Source organism: Roseibium sp. MMSF_3412 (genome assembly GCF_030733265.1).
Classification (GTDB): domain Bacteria; phylum Pseudomonadota; class Alphaproteobacteria; order Rhizobiales; family Stappiaceae; genus Roseibium.
Genome location: NZ_JASHJI010000017.1, coordinates 14,757 through 37,077 on the forward strand (window position 1 = coordinate 14,757; position 22,321 = coordinate 37,077).

At 59.1% G+C, this 22,321-nt stretch carries 22 protein-coding genes; 8 read left to right on the forward strand and 14 right to left on the reverse strand.

What is annotated here, in order from left to right; translation table 11 throughout:
* Nucleotides 1-282: 282 nt before the first annotated feature.
* From RBB49_RS22955 to RBB49_RS22990, 8 genes are all read right to left on the reverse strand, one after another.
* Nucleotides 283-891, reverse strand: coding sequence for a peptidase C15 (locus RBB49_RS22955; protein ID WP_306145237.1), 609 nt, complete (start codon nt 889-891; stop codon nt 283-285).
* On the reverse strand, nt 888-1,886 hold the full coding sequence (meaB, locus tag RBB49_RS22960) for a methylmalonyl Co-A mutase-associated GTPase MeaB (RefSeq protein WP_306145238.1): 999 nt from the start codon (nt 1,884-1,886) through the stop codon (nt 888-890). The genes RBB49_RS22955 and meaB overlap by 4 nt, the downstream gene beginning before the upstream one ends.
* Before the next feature lie 343 nt (nt 1,887-2,229).
* The gene (locus RBB49_RS22965) at nt 2,230-3,000 is read right to left on the reverse strand and encodes a DUF4886 domain-containing protein (RefSeq protein WP_306145239.1); all 771 of its coding nucleotides are present in this window, start codon (nt 2,998-3,000) and stop codon (nt 2,230-2,232) included.
* Between the two features lie 165 nt (nt 3,001-3,165).
* Nucleotides 3,166-3,759 (reverse strand): DUF1131 family protein, encoded by a 594-nt coding sequence (locus tag RBB49_RS22970; protein ID WP_306145240.1) that lies wholly within the window; start codon nt 3,757-3,759, stop codon nt 3,166-3,168.
* Between the two features lie 141 nt (nt 3,760-3,900).
* Nucleotides 3,901-4,482, reverse strand: coding sequence for a TIGR00730 family Rossman fold protein (locus RBB49_RS22975; protein ID WP_306145241.1), 582 nt, complete (start codon nt 4,480-4,482; stop codon nt 3,901-3,903).
* A 55-nt stretch (nt 4,483-4,537) separates the two neighbouring features.
* Nucleotides 4,538-5,926 carry a dipeptidase gene (locus RBB49_RS22980; protein WP_306145242.1) on the reverse strand — a complete coding sequence of 463 codons (1,389 nt, stop codon included), beginning with the start codon at nt 5,924-5,926 and terminating at the stop codon, nt 4,538-4,540.
* Between the two features lie 98 nt (nt 5,927-6,024).
* Nucleotides 6,025-6,978 carry a cation transporter gene (locus RBB49_RS22985; protein WP_306145243.1) on the reverse strand — a complete coding sequence of 318 codons (954 nt, stop codon included), beginning with the start codon at nt 6,976-6,978 and terminating at the stop codon, nt 6,025-6,027.
* A 6-nt stretch (nt 6,979-6,984) separates the two neighbouring features.
* Nucleotides 6,985-8,544 (reverse strand): helicase HerA-like domain-containing protein, encoded by a 1,560-nt coding sequence (locus RBB49_RS22990; protein ID WP_306145244.1) that lies wholly within the window; start codon nt 8,542-8,544, stop codon nt 6,985-6,987.
* A 171-nt stretch (nt 8,545-8,715) separates the two neighbouring features.
* On the opposite strand from RBB49_RS22990, the gene RBB49_RS22995 reads away from it, so the two are divergent.
* Together RBB49_RS22995 and RBB49_RS23000 are read left to right on the forward strand one after the other, a co-directional pair.
* Nucleotides 8,716-9,108, forward strand: a complete 393-nt coding sequence (locus tag RBB49_RS22995; protein ID WP_306145245.1) for a DUF2780 domain-containing protein — start codon at nt 8,716-8,718, stop codon at nt 9,106-9,108.
* Between the two features lie 44 nt (nt 9,109-9,152).
* Nucleotides 9,153-9,560 (forward strand): DUF4332 domain-containing protein, encoded by a 408-nt coding sequence (locus RBB49_RS23000; protein ID WP_306145246.1) that lies wholly within the window; start codon nt 9,153-9,155, stop codon nt 9,558-9,560.
* Nucleotides 9,561-9,673: 113 nt separating this feature from the next.
* Here the strand turns inward: RBB49_RS23000 and RBB49_RS23005 are convergent, their stop codons facing one another.
* The gene (locus RBB49_RS23005; protein WP_306145247.1) at nt 9,674-10,375 is read right to left on the reverse strand and encodes a helix-turn-helix transcriptional regulator; all 702 of its coding nucleotides are present in this window, start codon (nt 10,373-10,375) and stop codon (nt 9,674-9,676) included.
* A gap of 495 nt (nt 10,376-10,870) precedes the next feature.
* Here RBB49_RS23005 and RBB49_RS23010 point away from each other — a divergent pair, with 495 nt between their 5' ends.
* Both RBB49_RS23010 and scpA read left to right on the forward strand, forming a co-directional pair.
* Nucleotides 10,871-12,880: a methylmalonyl-CoA mutase family protein gene (locus RBB49_RS23010; protein WP_306145248.1), complete on the forward strand. Its 2,010-nt coding sequence runs from the start codon at nt 10,871-10,873 to the stop codon at nt 12,878-12,880.
* On the forward strand, nt 12,877-15,042 hold the full coding sequence (gene scpA / locus RBB49_RS23015) for a methylmalonyl-CoA mutase (RefSeq protein WP_306145249.1): 2,166 nt from the start codon (nt 12,877-12,879) through the stop codon (nt 15,040-15,042). The genes RBB49_RS23010 and scpA overlap by 4 nt, the downstream gene beginning before the upstream one ends.
* A gap of 54 nt (nt 15,043-15,096) precedes the next feature.
* Here the strand turns inward: scpA and RBB49_RS23020 are convergent, their stop codons facing one another.
* Together RBB49_RS23020 and RBB49_RS23025 are read right to left on the reverse strand one after the other, a co-directional pair.
* Entirely contained in the window at nt 15,097-15,309 is a 213-nt protein-coding gene (locus RBB49_RS23020) for a helix-turn-helix transcriptional regulator (RefSeq protein ID WP_306145250.1), read from the reverse strand.
* A gap of 32 nt (nt 15,310-15,341) precedes the next feature.
* Nucleotides 15,342-15,920, reverse strand: a complete 579-nt coding sequence (locus RBB49_RS23025; RefSeq protein ID WP_306145251.1) for a DUF2975 domain-containing protein — start codon at nt 15,918-15,920, stop codon at nt 15,342-15,344.
* Between the two features lie 299 nt (nt 15,921-16,219).
* Here RBB49_RS23025 and RBB49_RS23030 point away from each other — a divergent pair, with 299 nt between their 5' ends.
* The gene (locus RBB49_RS23030) at nt 16,220-16,858 is read left to right on the forward strand and encodes an outer membrane protein (protein ID WP_306145252.1); all 639 of its coding nucleotides are present in this window, start codon (nt 16,220-16,222) and stop codon (nt 16,856-16,858) included.
* A 13-nt stretch (nt 16,859-16,871) separates the two neighbouring features.
* Here the strand turns inward: RBB49_RS23030 and RBB49_RS23035 are convergent, their stop codons facing one another.
* Together RBB49_RS23035 and RBB49_RS23040 are read right to left on the reverse strand one after the other, a co-directional pair.
* Nucleotides 16,872-17,534, reverse strand: a complete 663-nt coding sequence (locus RBB49_RS23035; protein WP_306145253.1) for a haloacid dehalogenase type II — start codon at nt 17,532-17,534, stop codon at nt 16,872-16,874.
* 102 nt (nt 17,535-17,636) lie between these two features.
* Complete coding sequence (locus tag RBB49_RS23040) at nt 17,637-18,071, reverse strand: VOC family protein (protein ID WP_306145254.1); 435 nt, start codon at nt 18,069-18,071, stop codon at nt 17,637-17,639.
* 320 nt (nt 18,072-18,391) lie between these two features.
* Between RBB49_RS23040 and RBB49_RS23045 the strand changes: the two genes are divergently transcribed.
* Nucleotides 18,392-19,249: a branched-chain amino acid aminotransferase gene (locus RBB49_RS23045; protein ID WP_306145255.1), complete on the forward strand. Its 858-nt coding sequence runs from the start codon at nt 18,392-18,394 to the stop codon at nt 19,247-19,249.
* Between the two features lie 259 nt (nt 19,250-19,508).
* Here RBB49_RS23045 and RBB49_RS23050 read toward each other — a convergent pair whose 3' ends face one another.
* The gene (locus RBB49_RS23050; RefSeq protein WP_306145256.1) at nt 19,509-20,705 is read right to left on the reverse strand and encodes a YbfB/YjiJ family MFS transporter; all 1,197 of its coding nucleotides are present in this window, start codon (nt 20,703-20,705) and stop codon (nt 19,509-19,511) included.
* Nucleotides 20,706-21,050: 345 nt separating this feature from the next.
* Here RBB49_RS23050 and RBB49_RS23055 point away from each other — a divergent pair, with 345 nt between their 5' ends.
* Nucleotides 21,051-21,650 carry a superoxide dismutase gene (locus RBB49_RS23055; RefSeq protein WP_306145257.1) on the forward strand — a complete coding sequence of 200 codons (600 nt, stop codon included), beginning with the start codon at nt 21,051-21,053 and terminating at the stop codon, nt 21,648-21,650.
* Nucleotides 21,651-21,841: 191 nt separating this feature from the next.
* Entirely contained in the window at nt 21,842-22,300 is a 459-nt protein-coding gene (locus RBB49_RS23060) for a cytochrome c (protein ID WP_306145258.1), read from the forward strand.
* The last annotated feature ends 21 nt before the right edge of the window (nt 22,301-22,321 follow it).

Genomic DNA, 22,321 nt, shown 5'->3' on the forward strand with positions numbered 1-22,321 from the left:
TTCGGCCTTCCTCAGGATGAGGCCCAGCCAGTAAACGGTCTCACAGGACCTGGTTCCCGGCGGCCTCCCGCCCAACCCAGTTAAGCACACTTTAAACACACAGGTTCCCGGTCTTGCCGCTTTTGCGGCAAACCGGGATGACAACCAGTAAGTAACCCGTTCTTTCGAGACACTGCGCTGCTATTTCTCTGGTTCGGCAGGATGCGAATAGAAGCTCAAAAGAAGTTGTTCTACTCATAAGTCAGTGGGCCAATGGCGTCGGGCCGCTCATGCACCATCGAGCTACTTCAACCGGCGCGCTGTTTCCTGCAACAGTCGCACGGCGGCCTCCTCGATGACAGGATAGGACGGCCTGTGATCGGATCTGCCCTTCGGGAGGGACGGCACATGGATGAATATGCTCGGAATGCCGGATCCGATGGAGTCCCACAAGGTGGCATTGCACAGATAGGTGCCTGCGTCCGTCGACAGGTTGGCCGGTGCACCGCCGGTCCGGGCCGCGTCGCGAAGCGCGCGCGCGGGCAGGCCAGACACTCTTGCCCGTTCACGTCTTTCGCCAAGCTCCGGCATTGCCGGTGACGCGCCTTCTGCATCGGGGCGGACGCGCGTCGCGCGATTGACGGCGCGGGTTTCGATGTTCATCGTGCGCCTTGTACCGTCGACACCGAAATGGACAATGGCATCGGGGTCGAGCTCCTCGCGCAATCTGGAGGTAACTTCCTGTCGGCCTGCCCACGTCGTCGGCAGCACCTTGAAGACGAACTCGATACCGAACTGATGCCGGCCAAGCCGCTTGGGCAGGCGCGCCATGAGTTGCTGGGTCGGGTTCACTGGTGCCCCCGGGAACGGGGAAAAACCCGTTACCAGAATGGTCTTTTTGGTGATGTTCATTCCTTGAGGCCCATCAATCCGGACAATTCGTCAACTGCGAGAGACACGGCGGTGGTGCCGTTTCGCACGCTGTCTTCCAGTGTTTTCAGCCGGCCGGCGGTCGTTTTGTTGGTTCGAAGCGCGTCCATCATGCGCTGCTGCAGCATGTCCCACATCCAGGCAACCTGTTGCCGGCTGCGCTTTTCCTGCCATTCGCCGCTCGCACGCATGCGATCGCCGTAAAGCTCCACCTGCTGCCAAAGCTTGTCGAGGCCCTCGTTGGCAAGACCGGAAACCGTGATGACCGGCGGCGTCCAGTTGGGGGATTTCGGGGCCAGAATATGCAGTGCGGCCCTGTAGTCAGAGGCAGCCGACCGGGCCCGCAGCGCACCGTCGCCGTCGGCCTTGTTGACGGCGATCATGTCGGCGATCTCAAGGACGCCCTTCTTGATGCCCTGCAACTCGTCACCGGCGCCAGGAAGCATGAGCACGAGGAAGAAGTCCACCATGTCGGCAACGGTCGTTTCCGACTGGCCGATGCCGACGGTCTCAACCAGGATCACGTCGAAGCCGGCCGCTTCGCACAAAAGCATCGTCTCGCGGGTCTTGGCGGCGACACCGCCGAGGGTTCCGGCAGACGGGGAGGGGCGGATATAGGCATTCCGGTCGGTCGCAAGCCGGGCCATGCGTGTCTTGTCGCCGAGAATGGAGCCGCCCGTGCGGGTGGAGGAGGGATCGACCGCAAGCACGGCAACCTTGTGACCGGCAGCCGTCAGGTTGGAGCCGAGCGTGTCGATTGTTGTCGATTTCCCGACGCCCGGCACGCCGGTTATGCCGACCCGCAACGCCTTGCCGGTGGATGGCAGGACCGCCTGGATCAATTGGTGCGCCATGTGACGGTGGTCGGCCTTTTTCGATTCCACGAGCGTGATCGCGCGCGCCAGCGCGGCACGTTTGCCTGCCTGCAAGTCGGTTGCCAGGGTGTGTGGGTCGATCGCGTTGGGCTTCAAGGTCATGACCAAGGCTCAGGGTCAGGACCCATGAATTTGGATGAATTGGTAGAGATGAATTTGTTCGGATACGAGGCGCAAAGCTGCAGGAAACCGTCCGGTTTCCAAAGGTTCGCAACGACGTTGCCGGGCAAATTCACTCTATCCCTCCAGGACGCAAAAACGGCTTCGATCCGCTGCGTCAAACCGCTCGACCGGGCAGGAGCCCGCTTGTCGCGCCTTTCCTTGCAACTCATCGCCGTTTGCTGCGCCAATTCAACCAAATTCATGGGTCCTGACCCTAGACCACGACAAGGCAAAGGTCACGGTCCCTTTTGGGGGAATGGCAGCGTCGTATCACCAGGTGGGTTCACGGCAGCAAGGCGGCATCCGAGACCCGTTGAATTGTTTCGGCAACCGCTCTCTCCAATTGTCCGGGGACAAAAGACGTATCGCAGCTCTGCGCAAAGAGCGTCGTGAAGAAAACGCAGGCGGCCAGATACGTTCCCGCCACACTCGGATGCCTCTCATCGACATAAAGCTCAATGTCCGGATGGTCTGCGCGCATTCTTGCCCAGACCTCTCCCACAGGCGCCAGCAAGGCATCGTTGTGTTTTGCCATCTTGCGATAGGTGGCGTTGGTTCGGTCCTGCATGCCCTTGTAGCTGCCGACCGCAGGGAGTTTCTTCTTGTGGAACTGATCGCCCTCCCTGTGGGCCATGCCCATGTAGAAGACGACCTGCGTTTCGGCTGACACCTTGCGGGCACGGGCTGCGAGTTCGGCGGCGAAGGGAAACGAATCCCTTTCGACATCGGTGTCGTCGAGTGCCGGAAGCTGTGTGTGTTCCTGCAGGATCACGAAGTCCCAGGCCGTCTCATCCATAAGCTGCAAGAGACCGGCGTCGCCGGAGTGATGCGCAAGCCTTGCGCTGCCCTTCGCGGAGGTGCTTGTTTCGACCGGGATTCCCTTTGTTGCAGCTATTTCCTTGAGCATGCCGGGCAGGTTGTTGCGAAGTGTCAGGCTGTTGCCGACAAAAAGGACTTTCGTTGCAAGCCCCGAAGCGGAAGATGCGCCGACCGTCAATGTCAGCACCGGGAGAATGCAAAACGTGAGAATGCTGAAGAGAGCCGTCTTGAGCAATGCCGCGCACCTGGATCTTTGATCTTCTTCCGCGATCAGACGATCTCACAGTGCGAAACACAAATAGAATTTTTGTGCGGAGATTTGGCGCTCGGGCAGGGGGGACTGCCTCAATAAGCCCGCCTGACGGACCGCATGCCGACAAACGAGCGCTTTTGGAAGAGCTTAGCTCTTCGGCGTCCACAGAATTCGCTGAAGCTCGGCGTCGAAGAGTTCCTTCGAGGGCGGCAGCCGGTCGAACGGTCCCTGATATCCGGGAATGGCGTAGACGAGCTGGACATTCGGGTGGCCGGTTGATTCGCATATGGCCATGCCACGCCACAGGTTCTTGCCTGCCCGGCAGTCCGATCGGGCGGTGCCGATGTCGGAGAAGGTCATGCCGATCCTCTCTCCGTTCGGTCCCTGCAGATGGTGGGTCACGCCATGAACCGAACCGACCTTGCCCTGCGATCCCTTGAACACCTGAAGGACCTGAAAACCGTCGGTGTTGAACGCTGCAAGGGCCCATTCGGTCTTGTTTTCCACCGCGGTCTGGACGCCCTCGGTCGTGAATCCCGGCAAAGCGCTTTCGATGGATTTGGAACCGTATCTGGTTTCCGGCGTTATGCCGCCGACCTGGTCTTCGGTGATCTGAACCAGCGTGACGTTTGATGTCTGAACGAGCCGGCCGGAGGTACCGTCATAGTCGCCCGTCGGCGAACAGGCACCTGCGGCAAGAGCGGTCAGTATTGCAAAGACGGTCCGAGTTTTGATGCCCATAGTCCAAACACGTAAGTTGTTATTGGTGCTGCACCTTCCGCGCATTTCTGACAAGGGTTTAGCAACTCAGGATATTTTTGCAATTGCAGAGACAGAGCCTGTGGAAAGTTCGGGATGAAAGCGGTCACCGGGTGCGGGAAGTCAGGTTTCGTCCCTGTTGATCCATTTCGGCGTGTCGGGTGCCTCATAGTCTTTAAACTGGTCAATGAGCGCCTGCGGCGTGTCGGCAATCTGAACCATTTCTCTCATTGCCTGTTTCGTGAAGGCTTCCCGCGTCTGGTGATCCAGAAAGGCGATCAGCTGATCGTAGTAACCCTCAACATTCAGGAACCCGCAGGGTTTGCGGTGGTACCCCAACTGTCCCCAGGTCCAGACCTCGAAGATTTCCTCCAGCGTGCCAGCGCCGCCCGGCAGGGCGATGAAGGCATCCGAGAGGTCCGCCATCAGGGCCTTGCGCTCGTGCATTGAGCTGACGAGATGCAGTTCGTTGAGGCCCTCGTGTGCGAGTTCCTTTTCTTCAAGCGCGCGGGGCAGGACTCCGATGACTTCACCGCCGGCCTTGAGTGCGCCATCGGCAACCGTGCCCATAAGGCCAACCTTGGCCCCGCCATACACCAGGCGGTATCCTTGTTCGGCGATCAGACGGCCGGTTTCCAGTGCGGTTTCGGCATAAGCGGTGCGTGTGCCGAAACTCGATCCGCAAAAGACACAAATGGATTTCATTGTTACCTGTCCGCCCTTTCACCAGGTTCTGTAGAACCGCAGATAAGAATCCTCTTCAGCTTTTCGACAATTCGTCCAGGACGCGGGCCCAGGAGCGGGTTCCCTTGTGAAAGCTGGTGAGATTGTATTTCTCGTTCGGCGAATGGATCTGATCGTCTTCGAGGCCGTAGCCGATCAGCAACGTGTCCATGCCGAGAAACCGCTTGAAATCGCCGACGATCGGGATGGAACCGCCCATTCCAACGAGAGCGGCTTCCTTGCCCCATTCCTTCTTCAGCGCAATTTCGCCCTTCTCGAGTGCAGGCATATGCAGATCCAGGCGCAGGGCGGGGCTGCCGTCCTTGGAAGTGAATTCGACGGAACAGTCGGCGGGAACCTTCGAGCGGACATAGGCCCGGAAGGCTTGCTGAATCTGGTCCGGGTCCTGATCGCCAACCAGCCGGAAGGTGAATTTGGCATGCGCCTCGGCAGGGATCACGGTTTTCGACCCGGCGCCCTGGTATCCGCCCCACATGCCGTTTACCTCGACAGTCGGCCGGGACCAGAGATGTTCAAGGGGCTTGCGGTCCTTTTCCCCGCGCGGGTACTTCAATCCGACATCCCCCAGAAAATCCTCAACGGAAAATCCGAGATTGTCCCACATGGTGCTCACGTCTTCAGGCAGTTCGAGGACGCCGTCATAAAATCCGGGCAGCGTGACCTTGCCGTTTTCGTCGTGCAGACCGGCGATGATGCCGGCAACAATATGGTTCGGGTTCTGGGCGGAGCCGCCATAAAGGCCGGAATGAAGGTCGCGGCTTGCAGCCTTCACGACAATCTCGTCGCCGACCATGCCGCGCAGCATCACACCGATGGCCGGTGTTTCGGCATCCCACATACCGGTGTCGCAGACCAGCGCCATGTCGCAGGAAAGCTCGTCCTTGTGTGCCTCCAGAAACGGTTGCAGCGATGGCGAACCGGATTCTTCCTCACCTTCGAAAAGAATGGTCACATCGACAGGCAGGTCGCCCGTTTCCTCAATGTAGGCACGGGCAGCCTCCACGAAGGTCATCAACTGGCCTTTGTCGTCCGATGCGCCGCGCGCCATGATGACCTTGCTGCCGTCTGTCCGGGTCTTGATGCTTGGTTCAAAGGGATCGTTTTCCCACAGCTCCAGTGGATCGACCGGCTGAACGTCATAGTGACCGTAAAACAAGACATGCGGGCCGGGTTTCCCCGACTTGCGATGTCCGACCACCATGGGATGGCCGCTGGTTTCCCGCACCGACGCCTCAATACCGATAGCGTTCAGTTCCCTTGCGAGCCAGGTGGCCGCATCCTTGCAGGGGCCGGCAAACGCGGGGTCGGTGGAAATGCTCTTGATCTTGAGAAGTTCGAAAAGGCGGCCGAGGCTGGCGTCGAAGTTGGTTTCGATGCGCGACAAGACCTTGTCGATGGAACTCATGACGGATCCTCGAAATTGGGACTGATTGGAATGGCCGGCAAAACATGCCTGTCAGGAGCCCCTAACAGGCCACAAGCTTGCCGGAAGCGCAAATGGATTCATGCCTTCTGTGGAAGGAGCGGGGGAGAAGGTGGCAAACCGCCCCTGGCCGTCACGATGATCTCCACGCGTGTGGGTCCGAGCGATTTTTCCACGCGCGCGGACAGGTCACTTTGAAAGCCGTCGATCTCCTGCGCAGTGACGGCCTTTTGCGGGTCCAGATAGACAGCTGCGTAATGCATGCGGCCCGCCTGCAGGACAGCTGCCCTGTGAAGCGTGTATCCCCTGTCTCGGCACAGGTCACGCGCGGCCCGCAAGACCTTTGCGTGGGTGCTGCCCGGAGCGCTGACACCCGCGAGATCGGCAAGCGTGGCGCGGAAAGACCCCAGTGGTTGCCAGATAATGGCGAGGATCAGGATCATCACGATGACCGCGTCGCCGATGGGCACATAGGGGCCGAGCGGCGTGTCTTCCAGGAAGGGAAGGGAGAGCAGGGCGGCACCTGCGCCGACGCTCAGCGCGCCATCTATCAGGGCCGCACGCGTCTCCGTCTTCAGCAGCGCGCTGCGTTTCCCCGATTTCCGGTATGCACGATGGTAGTTGAACGCAAGGGCAAGGCAGATCAGAACGATCGTGACCGAATAGATGACGATCGGTCCGAAGACCAGTTCCGGGACCTCGCCGCCCGTGAAGAACGTCCAGATCTTGGTGCCGGATACGATGGCGGCGAACACAAGAATGCCGATCAGGATGAGGCTGCGAAAAGTGACGTAGAGAACCTCGTCGAAGTCATGCCCCCAGGGCCGGCTTCGGGTTGGCGGCAAGCCGACACGCGCACCTATGCGCGCAGCTGCAATCGCGGAAATGAAATTGACGGCGGAATAAAGACCGTCCACCAGCATGGCGTCGGACCGTGACAGCCAGGCTGTGAGAACACCGGCAACCGCCATGAAGAGATTGGACCATTTTCCAACGGCCAATGCGCGGCGCTCTATCTCCCGGCTTTCGTCCATGGATGATCAGTTTCCGCGTTTGAGCGATCCCATAAGTCCGCGGACGAGCGCGCGGCCAAGGGACGTGCCGAGACTCCTGGCCGCCGACTTCAGACCCGCTTCCAGCACGCTGTCGCGCTGGCTTCGGCGCTTCGACCGCCTCTTGATGCTTTCCTTTCTCGGGCGGTCATCACGTCCGAAATCGGGTAACTGGAACCCGGAACGCGAGCGCCGGGGCTCGCCGTGTTTGCGGGCGTGTCTTTCCTCCCGGTCGCGGCTGCGCTGTTCCTCGCGGTGTTCTTCCTCTGCCCTGTTCATCAGGATCTCGTAAGCCGATTTGCGGTCCTTGGCGCGTTCATAAAGTCCGAAGACGGCGCTCGACTGGATCAGTGCCCGGCGCTCCGCCTGCTTGAGCGGGCCGAGGCGCGAGCAGGGAGGCCTGATCAGCGTTCTCTGGACCACGGAGGGAATACCCTTGCCTTCAAGCGTCGAGACGAGGGCTTCGCCAACGCCGAGTTCGGTAATGACCCGTTCGGTGTTCAGGTCCGGGTTGGGCCGGAAGGTTTCCGCGGCTGCGCGGACGGCTTTCTGGTCGCGCGGGGTGAAGGCGCGCAGGGCGTGCTGGATGCGGTTGCCGAGCTGCGCCAGCACCGTTTCCGGAATGTCGAGCGGGTTCTGAGTCACGAAATAGACACCGACACCCTTGGAGCGGATCAGCCGGACAACCTGTTCAACCTTTTCGACCAGCGCCTTGGGCGCGCCGCTGAACAGAAGGTGTGCCTCGTCGAAGAAAAACACCAGTTTGGGTTTCTTGGGATCGCCAATCTCGGGCAACTCCTCAAAGAGTTCCGACAGAAGCCAAAGGAGAAAAACGGCGTAGAGACGGGGTGACGTCATCAGCTTGTCCGCGGCGAGGATATTGACGATGCCGCGGCCGTCGGGCGCGGTTCTGATGAAATCGCGAATGTCGAGGGCGGGCTCACCGAAGAAGTTCTCGCCGCCCTGGCGCTCAAGCACCAGAAGCCTGCGCTGGATCGCGCCGATGGAAGCCTTGGATACATTGCCGTAAAGCGTGGAGAGTTCCGATGCGCGTTCGGCAACATGGGCGAGCATTGCCCTGAGGTCCTTGAGATCGAGCAGCAACAGGCCCTCGTCATCGGCCAACTCGAACAGCACGTTCAGGACACCTTCCTGCGTGTCGTTCAATTCCAGAAGGCGCGCGAGCAGCAAGGGGCCAATCTCAGACACGGTGGTTCGGATCGGGTGACCCTGTTTGCCGAGCAGATCCCAGAACACGGTCGGAAAGGCCTGATATTCGTAGGTATCGGCAATGCCGACATCGCTGGCCCGTTTTTCAAGGAAGTCCTTTGTAACCCCCTCGGCGGCAAGGCCGGACAGGTCCCCCTTGATGTCGGCACAGAAGACCGGAACCCCGGCTTTCGAAAATCCTTCCGCGAGGATCTGAAGTGAGACGGTCTTGCCGGTACCTGTTGCCCCGGCGATCAGTCCGTGGCGGTTGGCGAGCTTCAGTGCGAGCGTTTCTTCCTTCGTGCTCGCTCCAATGAAAATGCTGTCAGTTCCCGTCACGATGACCCCCGAATCTCGCTGGCGTTAGTCGAACCTAACAAAGCCCTGTCGAAAAAGCGCGCCTGTCATTCGTGTTTAGGTCGACGGGCTGTCGCCAAAGCGTTTAGATAGTCGGCGAATCGGGCGCGTGAACTCGAAGCCCGCACCAGAATTCTTTTCCCGGAGACTTTTATGGAAGAACTCATCAACCGAATCATGGCGGCGGCCGGTATTGATCAGGAACTGGCCACAAACGCAGTCGGAATTATCCTGAGCTTTCTCAACAAGGAAGGGCCGGAAGACAAGATGCAGCTTATTTTTGATGCCCTTCCTGGGGCGGCTGACCTTGTCAGTGCGCGGGAAAGTGCCGGGTCCGGAGGCGGTCTTCTTGGTGGCCTCGGCAGCATGATGGGCGGCAGCATGGGAGCCATGGGAGCGTTGAGCGAACTGAACAGCGCAGGCCTGGACATGGGCGGCGTTCAAAGTGTTGTCAAAGAACTGGTTTCCTATGCTAAGGAAAAAGCAGGGGACGACGTTGTGGATGAAGTAATTTCACAAATTCCGGGGTTGAACCAAGTCGTCTAGCTGCCCCAAGGTTCGGCCGTGGTCTTAAAGGGAGTTCATTGCGCATGTCTTATTCGATAGACGAAATCGAGGGCATTGGCCCGACTTACGCTGCGAAACTGGGTGAAGCGGGGATCAAGACGACTGAAGCTTACCTTGAACGCGCGAAGGACCCGAAAGGGCGCAAGGCGCTCGAGGAAGAAACCGGCATTGAAGGCAAGCGTATTCTGAAATGGGCCAACATGGCCGATCTGATGCGCATCAGCGGTGTCGGCGAGGAGTATTCCGAGTTGCTCGAAGCAGCGGGTGTCGACACGGTGAAGGAACTGAAGCATCGCAACGCCGCCAACCTTGCCGCCAAGATGAAGGAAGTGAACGACGAGAAGAGCCTCGTCCGCCAGGTGCCGAGCGAAAGTCAGGTCACGAAGTGGGTTGACCAGGCAAAGGAACTTCCACAGATGATGACCTACTGAGCAGGGTCTAAATCACCTGATCAGGAAATCAAAAGGCGCGCCCATGGCGCGCCTTTTTTTGTGCATCAGCCGGATGTGCTGCAATCACGCCGCGATCGCGACGGGGAAGACGTTCAGACGCTGATCTGTCCGTAGCGCAAAGCCTCAACAACAGTGTGTGTCTTGTTGGAGGCGTTCAACTTGACGCTGGCGTTCTGCAGGTGTGCGTGAACCGTTCTTTGCGAAATGTCCAGAACGTCCGCGATCTCGCCTGCGGTCTTGCCATAAGCGGTCAGTTCCAGAACCCTGCGTTCACGGCTCGAAAGGGCACCCGGGCGCTGTCCGGAGACGACGCCGAGTTCCCGCAGGCGGGAAAAGGCGGCTGCCGAGATGGCTTCGAGGTTCGCAAGGTCATACTTGTTGACCTGCAATGAGGGTCCACTGGCGAAAACGAAGGCCTGGAAGGGGTAGAGTTCCGTTACAGGCACGATCACGATCTGGCTGCCTTCACCGGCTGACGCCAGCAGGTCGGAATGCTCCATGTCGCCGGCGGTAATCGTCCAGACGCGCGCACGGTTCGAACCGAGGCCAAGCATCAGGGCGCTGTCATTTGCCGACAGGGACGTACTCTCGATGCCGTCGTTGCGCTGGTCGGGCCAGCGGAACCGTTGCACGAGGTTGTCGATCGGCCGGTTCGGCATCGGCAGGCCGGTGATGAGAATGTTGGTGGCGCCCATGCGCCGGAGATTGGATTCCAGAATATCAAGAACGTGGTGAGCGGCGTTTGCTTCCGAGATTGCCCTCAGTTTGCTCTTCAATTCAGCTTGATCAAGCATTGTGCACATCCTTCGCGGCCTAACACACCGCTGCTTTCCGGCCGTTCCGGACTATGCCGGTTCAGACCGTAGATGGGTTAAAGTCAGGTCTCGTCCGATCGTTTGAAAGAAACGGTACCCAGCGCTGCGCTTTTTGTAAGGCGGTATTAATTCCCATGCGTCAGCGTGTTTACGCTACAATACAATTGATGATCGTACCAATAGGGAAAATTCGGAGATTTGACTTAATACGCCAGAAATTTGGCATTTAGTCGGAAATTTGCGCCTAATGTATGCGCAATTGCCTATATTATTGACCTTGCGGGAGGTTCTAAGTGCTTCTTGCGGCGTTTTTTGAAACGCTCATCATAATTCGGCCATAGTCGCGCATGTCCGGGTCTTTCAGAAGAAAGTTTCAGCGTTTTTCTGTCATTTGAACTGCGGGCTTACCCTTTGTGCTGAGTTGCCAAGCTTCCCGGGTGGAGACTAAAACGTTGCCCAAGGGAGACCAAAGCAATGCCGCTCAGTTTTACCGGACCCGAAAACTTCAACGCCACCAGTGAGCAAAGCTGGTGGGAATCGGTTGACAAGGCTCTGAAGGGCGTTCCCCGGGAAAAGCTTTTCGGCGCAACCGAGGACGGTCTCCAGATCGCACCGATCTACGCGCGCCGCACCGACAGTCCGGCCCGTGACCTGCGCGCGAGCAGGGACAGCTGGACCATCATGCAGCGCATCGATATTCCGGATCCGGCTGCGGCAAACACCCAGATGCTTGAGGATCTGGGAGGCGGTGCCGATGGTCTGGATCTTGTCTTTTCTTCTGCGGGGACACCAGATGAAGCGGGGATCGCGGCAGCGGACCTGAGCAGGCTGCAGACCCTTCTTCAGAATGTTCTGCTCGATCTCGTCAGCGTTCGCCTGAATGCGGGGGCGGGTACGCCACAGGCGATTGCGCTTCTGCTTGCACATCTTGACAGGCAGGGATCCGATCCCGCCGGTATCGACATTTCGTCCGGACACGATCCCTTTGCCTGGGCGGCAAGCAGAAAGACCGCGGCGGGCGTCCTGGAAGCGACTCTGAGCCAGTCGGCTGACCTTTCTGCCATGATTACCGACTCCGAAGCGTCGGGCGGCACATTCAGGACCATGAGCGCGGACGGCGCGGCCTGGCACAATGCCGGGGCAACTCAAGCGCAGGAACTCGGACTGGTTCTGGCGTCCGCGACGGCGCAGTTGAGGGCCCTGAGCGAAACCGGTCTGGCTGCTGAAAACTGGGCGGAGTTTATCTCGCTGACACTGGCGGCCGAGGCGGACCAGTTCGGAACGATCGCCAAGGCTCGTGCGATCAGGGCGTTGTGGTCCAGCGTGCTTGATGGGGCAGACCTTCCGCTAACATCCGCCGCCCTGCACATGTGCAGCTCTTACCGGATGCTGACGCGCAACGATCCATGGGTCAATCTCCTGCGCAACACGGTGGCGGCCTTTGCTGCCGGGATCGGCGGAGCGGACAGTGTCTGTGTTCTGCCGCACACCCAGGCTGTCGGGCTTCCCGATGCGGCCGCCCGCAGGCTTGCCCGCAATACACAGGCCATTCTTCTGGAGGAAAGCAGCCTGGCAAAGGTCCTGGATCCTGCCGCAGGCGCCGGTGCAATCGAAGACAGGACCGAACGCCTGTGCGAAGCCGCGTGGGGATTCTTTCAGGAAATAGAGGCAAAGGGCGGTCTGGCCGAAGCGCTGGACCAGGGACTGGTCCAGACGCGCATCGCCAAGGCGTGCGCTGACAGGTCGAAAGAGGTTGCGCGCAGAAAGCGGCCCGTGACCGGTGTCAGCGAGTTTCCCAACCTTGCGGAAAAACCTGTGTCTGTTCTCAGGTTCGGTGACGCGGAACCGCTTCAGGGCGATCGCATTGACATGAACGCGTTGCCGGAGACCGGAAAGGGGCGTTGGTCCGGTGCGCTGAAAGAGGCGCTGCTGGAAGGCAAAAGCGCTCCCGGCCTGTGCGGTTCGGCACCGGCAGAAGCACCCGGGTTGAGCGGTGGCCGCCTGGCCGCGCCCTATGAGGCGCTTCGCGATACGGCAGTCCGGTTTGAGGAAATGACCGGGAAACGGCCGTCCGTTTTCCTGGCAACACTCGGTTCACTCGCTCAGTTCTCCGCTCGCGCGACCTGGAGTTCCAATGCCTTTGCCGCGGGCGGATTTGAAACGGTCGAAGCCGGTGAGGTGTCTTCCATCGACGATCTTGTTGCCGCCTACACAAACAGCGGCGCAAAGCTGGCATGTCTGGTATCATCGGACGGCGTCTACGAGACAATGGCGATTGAGGCCGCAGGCGCATTGACAAAGGCCGGTGTCAGCCACCTCTATCTTGCGGGGCGGCCCGGCGAGCGTGAAGCAGCCCTGAAGGACGCAGGTGTCGACAGCTTCCTCTTTGCCGGTGGCGATCTTCTCGCCTTGCTTGGGGATGCCCATAACAGACTGGCCGAGGCACAGGGCCTCGATCAAACAGACGGCGAGGTCCTTTCATGAGCAGGATCCCTGATTTTTCGCAAAAGCCGTTCCGCAATTGCCTGAGCGAAGCCGAGAGCGGCGCGTCGCAGGTCTGGCAGACGCCGGAGGACATTGCCGTTCAGAGTGTCTTCGGCGCAAAGGACCTGGAAGACCTCACGCATCTGGAGACCTGGCCCGGGCTGCCGCCATTTCTGCGCGGACCTTATCCGACCATGTATGTGCAGCGTCCCTGGACCGTTCGGCAATATGCCGGGTTCTCGACGGCCGAGGATTCGAATGCGTTCTACCGGCGCAATCTGGCTGCCGGCCAGAAAGGGCTGTCCGTTGCATTCGATCTGGCCACGCACCGTGGCTATGACAGCGATCATCCGCGCGTGTCCGGCGATGTCGGCATGGCCGGTGTCGCCATCGATTCGATCTACGATATGCGCACGCTCTTTTCGGGCATACCGCTCGACCAGATGAGCGTCTCCATGACCATGAACGGTGCCGTGCTGCCGGTTCTTGCGCTTTACATAGTGGCGGCGGAAGAGCAGGGCGTTGCCCAGAAGGATCTCTCCGGAACCATCCAGAATGACATTCTGAAGGAGTTCATGGTCCGGAACACCTATATCTACCCGCCGCAGCATTCGATGCGGATCATATCCGACATCTTCAAATTCACCTCGCAGAACATGCCGCGGTTCAACTCCATCTCGATTTCCGGCTATCACATGCAGGAAGCCGGTGCGACGGCCGACCTGGAACTGGCCTATACGATCGCCGACGGGATCGAGTACGCGCGTGCCGGGGTGGCTGCCGGCATGGATATCGACCAGTTTGCGCCGCGCCTGTCCTTCTTCTGGGCCATCGGCATGAATTTCTTCATGGAAGTGGCCAAGTTGAGGGCGGCGCGCCTGATCTGGGCAACGCTCATGCAGGAGAATTTCCAGCCCAAGAACGCGAAGTCTCTTTCTCTGCGCACACATTCCCAGACATCCGGTTGGTCGCTGACGGCCCAGGATGTCTTCAACAACGTCATCCGGACCTGCGTGGAGGCAATGGCCGCGACGCAGGGGCATACCCAGTCGCTTCACACCAATGCGCTTGATGAGGCGCTTGCCCTGCCGACGGATTTCTCCGCGCGCATTGCCCGCAACACACAATTGTTCCTGCAGCAGGAAAGCGGCACGACCCAGGTGATCGACCCGTGGGGCGGCTCCTATTATGTTGAGAAACTGACCGCCGATCTCGCCGAAAAGGCGATGTCCCATATTCGCGAGGTGGAAGAACTCGGCGGTATGGCCAAGGCGATCGAAAAGGGCATTCCCAAACTCCGGATCGAGGAGGCGGCTGCCAAGACGCAGGCCAGAATTGACAGCGGCACGCAAACGGTTGTCGGCGTGAACAAGTACAAGCCGGACAGCGAGGAAGCGATCGATGTCCTCAAGGTTGACAACGCGCAGGTGCGCGCTGCCCAGATCGACAAGCTGAAGCGGCTGCGCGCGGAACGCAACGAGGCGGAAACGCAGGCTGCGCTGGATGCGCTGACGTCATGCGCGCGCACCGGTGAAGGCAACCTTCTGGACCTTTCCGTCAAGGCGGCAAGGGCCAAGGCAACCGTCGGCGAGATTTCTCTGGCGATGGAAAAGGTGTTCGACAGGCACAAGGCTGAAATCAAGTCGATTGCCGGGGTCTACAAACGTGAGGCGGGAGCCATGTCCGGAACCATGGAAAAGATCCAGAAGCTGGTCGAGGTATTCGAGGAGAACGATGGCCGCCGTCCGCGAATTCTTGTTGCCAAGATGGGGCAGGACGGTCACGACCGCGGTCAGAAAGTGATTGCATCCGCCTTCGCCGATCTTGGCTTTGATGTCGATATCGGACCCTTGTTCCAGACACCGGAGGAAGCCGCCCGTCAAGCGGTTGAAAACGATGTTCATGTCGTCGGTGTGTCGTCACTGGCGGCGGGCCATCTCACGCTCGTGCCGGCACTCAAGGCGGCGCTCGCCGAAGAGGGACGGGAAGACATCATGATCGTTGTCGGCGGTGTTGTTCCGCCCCAGGACTATGACGCGCTCTACCGGTCCGGTGCCTCGGCGATTTTCCCTCCCGGAACGGTTATCGCGGAAGCGGCGGTCGGGCTGATCGGCAAGCTCAACGAACAACTCGGATACGGTCCGGCGCAAGCCGCCGAATAAGGCGGGCGCAGGGAGGAGTGCAGCAAGGCGGCCGAAACCGCGAAGAGCTGCAGTTCACTCCTCGTCTTTTTCAAAAACCAGAATATCACCCGGCTGACAGTCGAGGGCTTCACAGATCTTCTCGAGGGTGTCGAACCGGACACCCTTGACCTTGCCGGACTTCAGCAAGGACACATTCTGTTCGGTAATGCCGATCCGCTCGGCCAGCTCCTTTGACCGCATCTTGCGGCGGGCGAGCATGACATCGAGTTCAATGATGATCGGCATTTCAGGACCACTTTGCCAAGCGTTGGAGCCTTTCAAACGAACTGGCGGTTTTCTTCATCAATAGTAGCCGCCTCGCGCATGATCCAGCCGAAGACGAGCATCAGCGCGCCAAATATGAGGAAAAAGGCTTCCCCTCCGTCGAGCGCCACTTCGATCTCTCCCTCGCCCTCGGGAAAGTCCCAGGTCAGCAGTGCCGACAGGATCGGATCGCTGAGGATGTCGAAGACACCGTATGCCAGCAGCCAGCTGCCGATCTTGATCATGCGCGACAGGGTTTCAGGCGCGAAAAACGCGGCCTTGCGGAACTGGTCGAACAGTTGCCGGATGTTCCAGCAAATTCCCATGAGCAGGCAGAAGGCACAGCCTATGACCACGCCCATGCCCAGACGCTGGCCGAACGGAATTTCCCCGAGCGGGCGTTCTAGATCCGTCAGCTCCAGCGATTCCGCCGCCGCTTCGAGCGCAACGGGCAGCATAAGCAGGGCAATCAGAAGAACGCCAAATACCGCGACAAGTATCAGGATCACGGTGACGAACCATTTCATCGTCGTTGACAGCCGACGAATGCGCAACAAGCGCTTTGCGCGTTCAACCTGTTCCAGCTCGGTCATTGCAAACTCCAACTGCCAACCCGGCAGCGTGTCTAAGACAATTAGCTCCGTTTGGCAATTCTAAATATTGCTATTGACAAAAAAATTATTGAATGCATTTTTAAAATTATCGTTTTACGATAATAATTATATGAGTCGCAGTTGACTTTCCCCCAAGCCCTGAAGTGAGTATACGAATGCCAAGTTCCTGTACCGATTGCGGATTTTCTTCATCGAACGAATTCGAGAGCGCTTGTGCGTTTTCCCCGACCGGTCAGCCCGGAGGCCGATTTTTCCTGCGGTGGCTCTGGAAGCCGCTGTTGCTGTGTGCCGTGAGCGCGGTGCTCGTGACAGGTGCACGCGCTGCGGACCTTGAAACCGGTGGCGCGCCACTTTTCGTCACGGCCAAACCCGCGAAAAACCTTTGGTCCGGACCGTATCTCGGGCTGGAGGGCGGGGTCTCGAACACGCTGACAGAAGTCAAGGCGAACGACCGAACCGAGGAACTGTCGCGGGTTGACGCTGCCTTTGGCCTGTTCGCGGGACACAACTGGCAGGTTTCCCGTATCGTGCTCGGAGTGGAAGGCGCTGCGACATATATCGGAGGGACCGAAAAGGGCACGCATCCGACCCTTGGAACGGTTTCGGCAGATGCCAAGTGGTCGGTATCGGCAAAGGCGCGTGCCGGGGTACCGATCGGCAATTTCCTTCCTTACCTGAGCGCCGGGCTTGCGGTGGGTGAACACGGCCTCAAGGTCGGCAGCGACCGGCAATCGTCCGTCCAGGTCGGCCCCGTTATCGGCGCGGGCGTGGAGGTCGCCCTCAAGGACAAGTGGCGCGTCAGGGCCGATTATTCCCTTACAGGCCTCATCAATGAAACATCGCGCTTCGATGGGACAAGCGTCAGACGGCAGTCGGGCAATCAGCGGCTGATGCTGGGACTGTCCCGTTCTTTCTGAGCGTCTATAAATGCTATCCCAAGGCGGCGAGGCCGGTCAGGTCGGCGAGAACCGCCTTGGGGGCGAGATCCGGGTATTCGTCGGGCATGCCGGTCCGATTCATCCAGACGGTTCTGAAGCCGAACGCGGTCGCGCCGGCGATGTCCCACCGGTTCGAGGACTGGAACGAAACTTCTTCGGGATAAATCCGGAAATGGGTCGTCACCATCTCGTAGACGGCAGGATCCGTCTTGAAGGTCCTGAGGTCGTCGACCGAGAATATCTCGTCGAAGAGTTCCGTCAGGCCGGCGGCTTTCGCTGCGGCTTCCAGCATGGCGGGCGATCCGTTCGACAGGATCGCGACCTTGGCACCGGTCGCGCGCAGATTGGTCAGAACTTCCGGTACTTCGGGATAGCAATCAAGTTCCCAATAGGCGTTCAGCAAATCGCTGCGCAAGGACTTGTCCGCCGTCGGCACGAGTGCAAACGCAGTGTCGAGACCCTGTTGCGTCAGCTCCCAGAAGTCCCTGTACTGTCCCATGAGCGCGCGAACCCAGGAATACTCCAGCTGTTTTTCGCGCCACACAGAAGACAGCCTCTGCGCGTCTGGACCCAGCTTTTCCGCATGTTTGCGCACTGCTGCATGGACGTCAAACAAGGTACCGTATGCATCGAATACGAAAGCGGCGTGCGCCATTGGAAGGGTTCCTTTTCAGGGAATTCAAGACGCGGAAGAAAACCTCGCAGCAGCCGATGCGTCAAGCGTATGTTTGTGCGACATAAGTTCAATCCCGCCTGGCTATTGCGGTGGCGGCAGGGTGATTGCACCATCGTCTTCGATTTTCCAGAAAGGGTTGTAGGCGATTTCCAGCAGGTGACCGCCCGGCAGCTCAACATAGGAGGAATAGCCGCCCCAAAAGGCTTTCTCCGGCTGTTTAACAGGTGCTGCACCGGCCTTGACGGCCTTTCTGAATTCTTCGTCGACTTCCTTTTCCGACCGTGCATTCCAGGCAAGCGTGATCGCACCCGTCGTCTCACGGGTGACGTCCTGCCCGATCTCCTTTGCCAGCGCATCGCGGCTGTAGAGGGCGAATACTCCTCCGATGATCTGGAAGAAGACAACATCAGGCGAGGGCGCGGCGTTGACCTGCCAGCCCAGGCCGTCTTCGAAAAATGCGCGGGCCGCGGCAACGTCCGGTACCGCGAGCGTTGTCATTGAAATACGCTGTTCCATTGAAAGATCCCCACTTTTGAAAAGAACATATAGAGAACAAATTCCGGGATTGAGTCAATAGCCTTGTCGCAAGCCATGCGTATCTGCATCCCGACCCGGACAGATAGTCCGCTTTTCGATCATGATTTTGCGGAAAGGCAAACGGAATTTTTTTCCATCTTTCACGGCAAATCTGAAGGGTCTGATCCAGAAAATGGCATCAATCAGAAAGAAAGAAAGCAACGTTCCCGTTCATTCGGGTAGGCTATTGACCTTGGCAGGCGACCGGTGTTGTGTCGTGCACCAAGACCTTCGGTCCAATACGAAACAAGGGAAGAGCCATGAGCGGAATTAGTGATACCTGGACCTGGATTGATGGAACCTGGCACGAAGGCAATCCACCGATCATGGGTCCGCGTACGCATGCCTCCTGGCTCGGGTCCAGCGTCTTTGACGGAGCGCGGTTCTTCGAAGGCGTGATGCCGGATATCGACCTGCACTGCAAACGCGTGAACGATTCCGCCGTTGCCCTTGGCATGAAACCGACCATGCAGGTCGGCGAGATGATCGAACTGACCAGCGAGGGCTGCGCCAAGTTCGACAGCAGCCAGCACATCTACGTCAAGCCGATGTACTGGGTGGAGGGCGACGGGCCCGGTGTGATTACCGGAGATCCGGACAGCACGCGCTTCTGCCTGTGCCTTTTCGATGCTCCCATGGCACCCAGCGATGCGGCGATGAGCATTACCCTGTCCCCCTATCGCCGGCCCACGATGGAGTGCATGCCCGTCGACGCCAAGGCAGGCTGCCTTTATCCGAACAATGCCAGGGCGATGCTGGAGGCCAAGTCGCGGGGGTTCGACAACGCGGTCGTGCGCGACATGGTCGGGAATGTCGCAGAACTGACATCGGCCAATATCTTCATGGCCAAGGACGGCAAGGTTCATACGCCTGCGCCCAACGGCACGTTCCTGAACGGCATAACCCGGCAACGCATCATCCAGCTGCTCCGCGCAGACGGTCACGATGTCTTCGAGCGCACGATGCACTACGATGAGTTTCTCGATGCGGACGAAATCTTTTCAACCGGCAACTACAGCAAGGTGACGCCGGTCAAGCGGATTGAGACACGCGACCTGCAGCCCGGACCGATCGGTGCACGGGCTCGTGAGCTTTACTGGGACTTTTCGCATCAGTAAGCCATAGGGTACGGACTCATAAATGAGGCGGCTTGCTTCTAATCAAGGCGCGGAAGCGCAGGAAATGCACCGCATTTTCAAGCCTTTCGCAGCGCGGGGAAGGCGCAAGCCGGTCAAATCCGAAGGACATGAAAACGGCTTCACCCCGTGGCGCCAGCGTGCCTGACCGGGAAGGAGGCCCGCTCCGCACACCCTTCCTGGCGGGAATTCGCCATGTCGCATACCCTTACTGTCTCATTTATGAGCCCGTACCCTGTGGCTATTCCCGGAAAACCAGGGCGGCGGCGATCAGCAGGGCCGCGGCTGCAGCCAGCGAGGCTGCGTTGAAGGAACCGGTCATTGCATGGAGCTGGCCTGCAATCCACGGTCCGGCAACCTGACCGGCACCGAAGCTTGCCGTGAGAATCGCGAGCATGCGGCGGACTGCGGTTTGTCCATGTGCCTGTGCCTGTCTGCGTCCCTCCATCAGTCCGAGGGCGGTTATGCCCATGAAGGTTCCGCCAAGCAGCATGGCTCCGAACAGGAAAACGAACGGCTGCTGGCTGATAACGGTCAGCGCAACGCCGGCTGATTCCAAAACACAGGCAAGGGCAAACGCCATTCGCGCACCTGTTCGGGCGGCGACCTTGTTCCAGACATAGATGGATGGCGCCGCGCTCAGACCGACAACGAGCCAGACCAGTTTCTCGCTGGATTGAAGCGCCGGTTCCGAGCGGGCGATCACCGAGACGAATGTTGCGGTGATCACGTATCCGAAGCCGAAAAGCCCATATGCGCCGACCAACCGGATCAGGCCTCCGGTCATCAATGGCTTTGAGGCGCTCTGCACCCGTTTGTCGGCCGTGATGGCGTTCGGCTGTTCCGACGGTGCGGGCACAAGGCGGACCACGGCTGCCAGAAACAAAAGTGTTGCGATCCCGCTTGCGATCCAAAGGAGACGCCAGTCCGGCGCCAGGTAAGCCAGTCCGGCAATGAGAATTGCGGAAAGGGCGATGCCGCAGCCGACGCCGGCAAAGTGAAGCGCGGAGAGGTCGGCACGGCCGGCTGCATTCAGCCGTTCAAGGATGAGCGTGGTGGAAAACACGAGCACGAACGCACTTGCCATTCCACTCAAGAACCTGATGAACAGGAACGCCGCGAGATCAGTGGTCAGCGCCATTGCAATGCTTGTGACAGCGCTTGCGGCAAGTCCGCCAATGAACCAGTGCTGGGGCTTGCCGGGCAGGGATCTCGCCGCACCAGCAAGTGCGCCAGCCAGGTAGCCGAGGAAGTTTGCGGACGCGATCAGACCCGCCTCGCTTGCAGGCAGGTTCAGCCCGTCCGTCATGTAGGGGAGAATAGGCGTGTAGACGAAGCGGCCGATACCCATGGCTGCTGCCAGCGAGAGCAATCCTCCAAGAGCAAGCAACAGGTGGGAACGTTCGTCTTTCGACGGTCTGTCTTCTGCGGTGGACATCAAAGTGGTCGGGGAAGGGCGCGCAGCGCGTTCAAAGGTGAAGTGACTGTGGCGATGCTACAGCGTTCAGCACCCTGACACAAACGCGCAGATTGATGTCCGGGCTTTGCATTGCGGGCCGGGACAATCCTTCCGAACCAGTCCAACCAACAGGCTTTTGTGAACGCATAGTTCGGCGCACCAATAGCCAGGGACAAAATCGCGGCGAAAAAAAAAGAAAAAATTACTTTATTTTCGACTTCCGAGCTTGCCGGACCGTGATCAGAATCCTATTTTGCGGCTCGAGACGGTCACGCGGACCAAGCGTCCGTTCAACCGTTCCCCGACTTATCTGAGGAGTTTGTCATGTCTTTCGAATTGCCTGACCTGCCATATGCTTACGATGCACTGGCACCTTACATGTCCGCTGAAACGCTCGAGTTTCACCACGACAAACATCATCAGGCCTATGTCACCAAGGGCAATGAATTGCTCGCCGGCAGCGGCCTTGAAGGCAAGTCTCTGGAAGACATCGTGAAGGGCAGCTACGGCAGCAACGCGCCGCTGTTCAACAATGCCGGCCAGCACTACAACCACATCCATTTCTGGAAGTGGATGAAGAAGGACGGCGGCGGTACGTCGCTTCCAGGTGCACTTGCGGCTGCGATCGACAGCGACCTCGGCGGGTATGACAAATTCCGCGCCGATTTCATCGCTGCGGGCATCGGCCAGTTCGGTTCCGGATGGGCCTGGCTTGCGGTCAAGGACGGCAAGCTGGAGATCATGAAAACACCGAACGGCGAGAATCCGCTTGTTCACGGTGCAACGCCGATCCTCGGTTGTGACGTGTGGGAGCATTCCTATTACATCGACTACCGCAACGCGCGTCCGAAGTACCTGGAAGCCTTTGTCGACAACATGGTCAACTGGGACTACGTTCTGGAACTCTTTGAAGCGACGAAGTAATTCCCGCCATCAGCGCTTTGAGAAACCCCGGTCCGCAAGGGCCGGGGTTTTTGTTTTTGTCAGTTTGGACCACACTTTGTTACACTTTTCCGGTGTCATCACGGGAGCGTGACTTTATGCATGGCCCCTTCATGGGCTGTACTCGTGACGGGCACACCGGATGCCAGTGTCTGATCGAGAGGGAGATGATCATGCGCGTTGTTGGGAAAGTTGCGGCCGTTGCGATGATGGCCGGTTTGGGAATTGCAGGTTCGGTTCACGCGGCAGATGATCCGATAACAACGCGGCAGGATATCATGTCCTCGGTTGGTGCGGCTGCCGGTCTTGGCGGCGGCATGATGAAGGGTCAGGTGGAGTACTCGCCTGTTGCCGGCAAGGCCGCAATCGCGGCCATGAACGCAGCTGCCGTCTCCTTCGGGAGTTTCTTCCCGGCGGGCTCCGACCAGGGGGACACCGGGGCGCTTCCGGCAATCTGGGACAACGCGGATGGTTTTGCTGCTGAACTTGCAAAGTTCTCTGCTGCCACCGGCAAGGCAATGGAAGCCTCCGGCAAGGACGGACCCGCTGATCTCGATGCCTTCAAGGCGGCCATGGGGCCCATCTTCGGTACTTGCAAATCGTGCCACGAGACGTACCGTAAGAAAAACTGACCGGCACCTTCCGACACTGCC

Coding starts and splice junctions, on each gene's coding strand:
- RBB49_RS23005 (WP_306145247.1), bottom strand. CDS start 10,375: ATGCTTGATCAAGCTGAATTGAAGAGCAAACTGAGGGCAATCTCGGAA.
- RBB49_RS23045 (WP_306145255.1), top strand. CDS start 18,392: ATGAGCGGAATTAGTGATACCTGGACCTGGATTGATGGAACCTGGCAC.
- RBB49_RS22980 (WP_306145242.1), bottom strand. CDS start 5,926: ATGAGTTCCATCGACAAGGTCTTGTCGCGCATCGAAACCAACTTCGAC.
- RBB49_RS23055 (WP_306145257.1), top strand. CDS start 21,051: ATGTCTTTCGAATTGCCTGACCTGCCATATGCTTACGATGCACTGGCA.
- RBB49_RS23010 (WP_306145248.1), top strand. CDS start 10,871: ATGCCGCTCAGTTTTACCGGACCCGAAAACTTCAACGCCACCAGTGAG.
- RBB49_RS23035 (WP_306145253.1), bottom strand. CDS start 17,534: ATGGCGCACGCCGCTTTCGTATTCGATGCATACGGTACCTTGTTTGAC.
- RBB49_RS22995 (WP_306145245.1), top strand. CDS start 8,716: ATGGAAGAACTCATCAACCGAATCATGGCGGCGGCCGGTATTGATCAG.
- RBB49_RS23020 (WP_306145250.1), bottom strand. CDS start 15,309: ATGCCGATCATCATTGAACTCGATGTCATGCTCGCCCGCCGCAAGATG.
- RBB49_RS23060 (WP_306145258.1), top strand. CDS start 21,842: ATGCGCGTTGTTGGGAAAGTTGCGGCCGTTGCGATGATGGCCGGTTTG.
- RBB49_RS22985 (WP_306145243.1), bottom strand. CDS start 6,978: ATGGACGAAAGCCGGGAGATAGAGCGCCGCGCATTGGCCGTTGGAAAA.
- RBB49_RS23000 (WP_306145246.1), top strand. CDS start 9,153: ATGTCTTATTCGATAGACGAAATCGAGGGCATTGGCCCGACTTACGCT.
- RBB49_RS23025 (WP_306145251.1), bottom strand. CDS start 15,920: ATGACCGAGCTGGAACAGGTTGAACGCGCAAAGCGCTTGTTGCGCATT.
- RBB49_RS22975 (WP_306145241.1), bottom strand. CDS start 4,482: ATGAAATCCATTTGTGTCTTTTGCGGATCGAGTTTCGGCACACGCACC.
- RBB49_RS23040 (WP_306145254.1), bottom strand. CDS start 18,071: ATGGAACAGCGTATTTCAATGACAACGCTCGCGGTACCGGACGTTGCC.
- RBB49_RS23050 (WP_306145256.1), bottom strand. CDS start 20,705: ATGTCCACCGCAGAAGACAGACCGTCGAAAGACGAACGTTCCCACCTG.
- meaB (WP_306145238.1), bottom strand. CDS start 1,886: ATGACCTTGAAGCCCAACGCGATCGACCCACACACCCTGGCAACCGAC.
- RBB49_RS22955 (WP_306145237.1), bottom strand. CDS start 891: ATGAACATCACCAAAAAGACCATTCTGGTAACGGGTTTTTCCCCGTTC.
- scpA (WP_306145249.1), top strand. CDS start 12,877: ATGAGCAGGATCCCTGATTTTTCGCAAAAGCCGTTCCGCAATTGCCTG.
- RBB49_RS22970 (WP_306145240.1), bottom strand. CDS start 3,759: ATGGGCATCAAAACTCGGACCGTCTTTGCAATACTGACCGCTCTTGCC.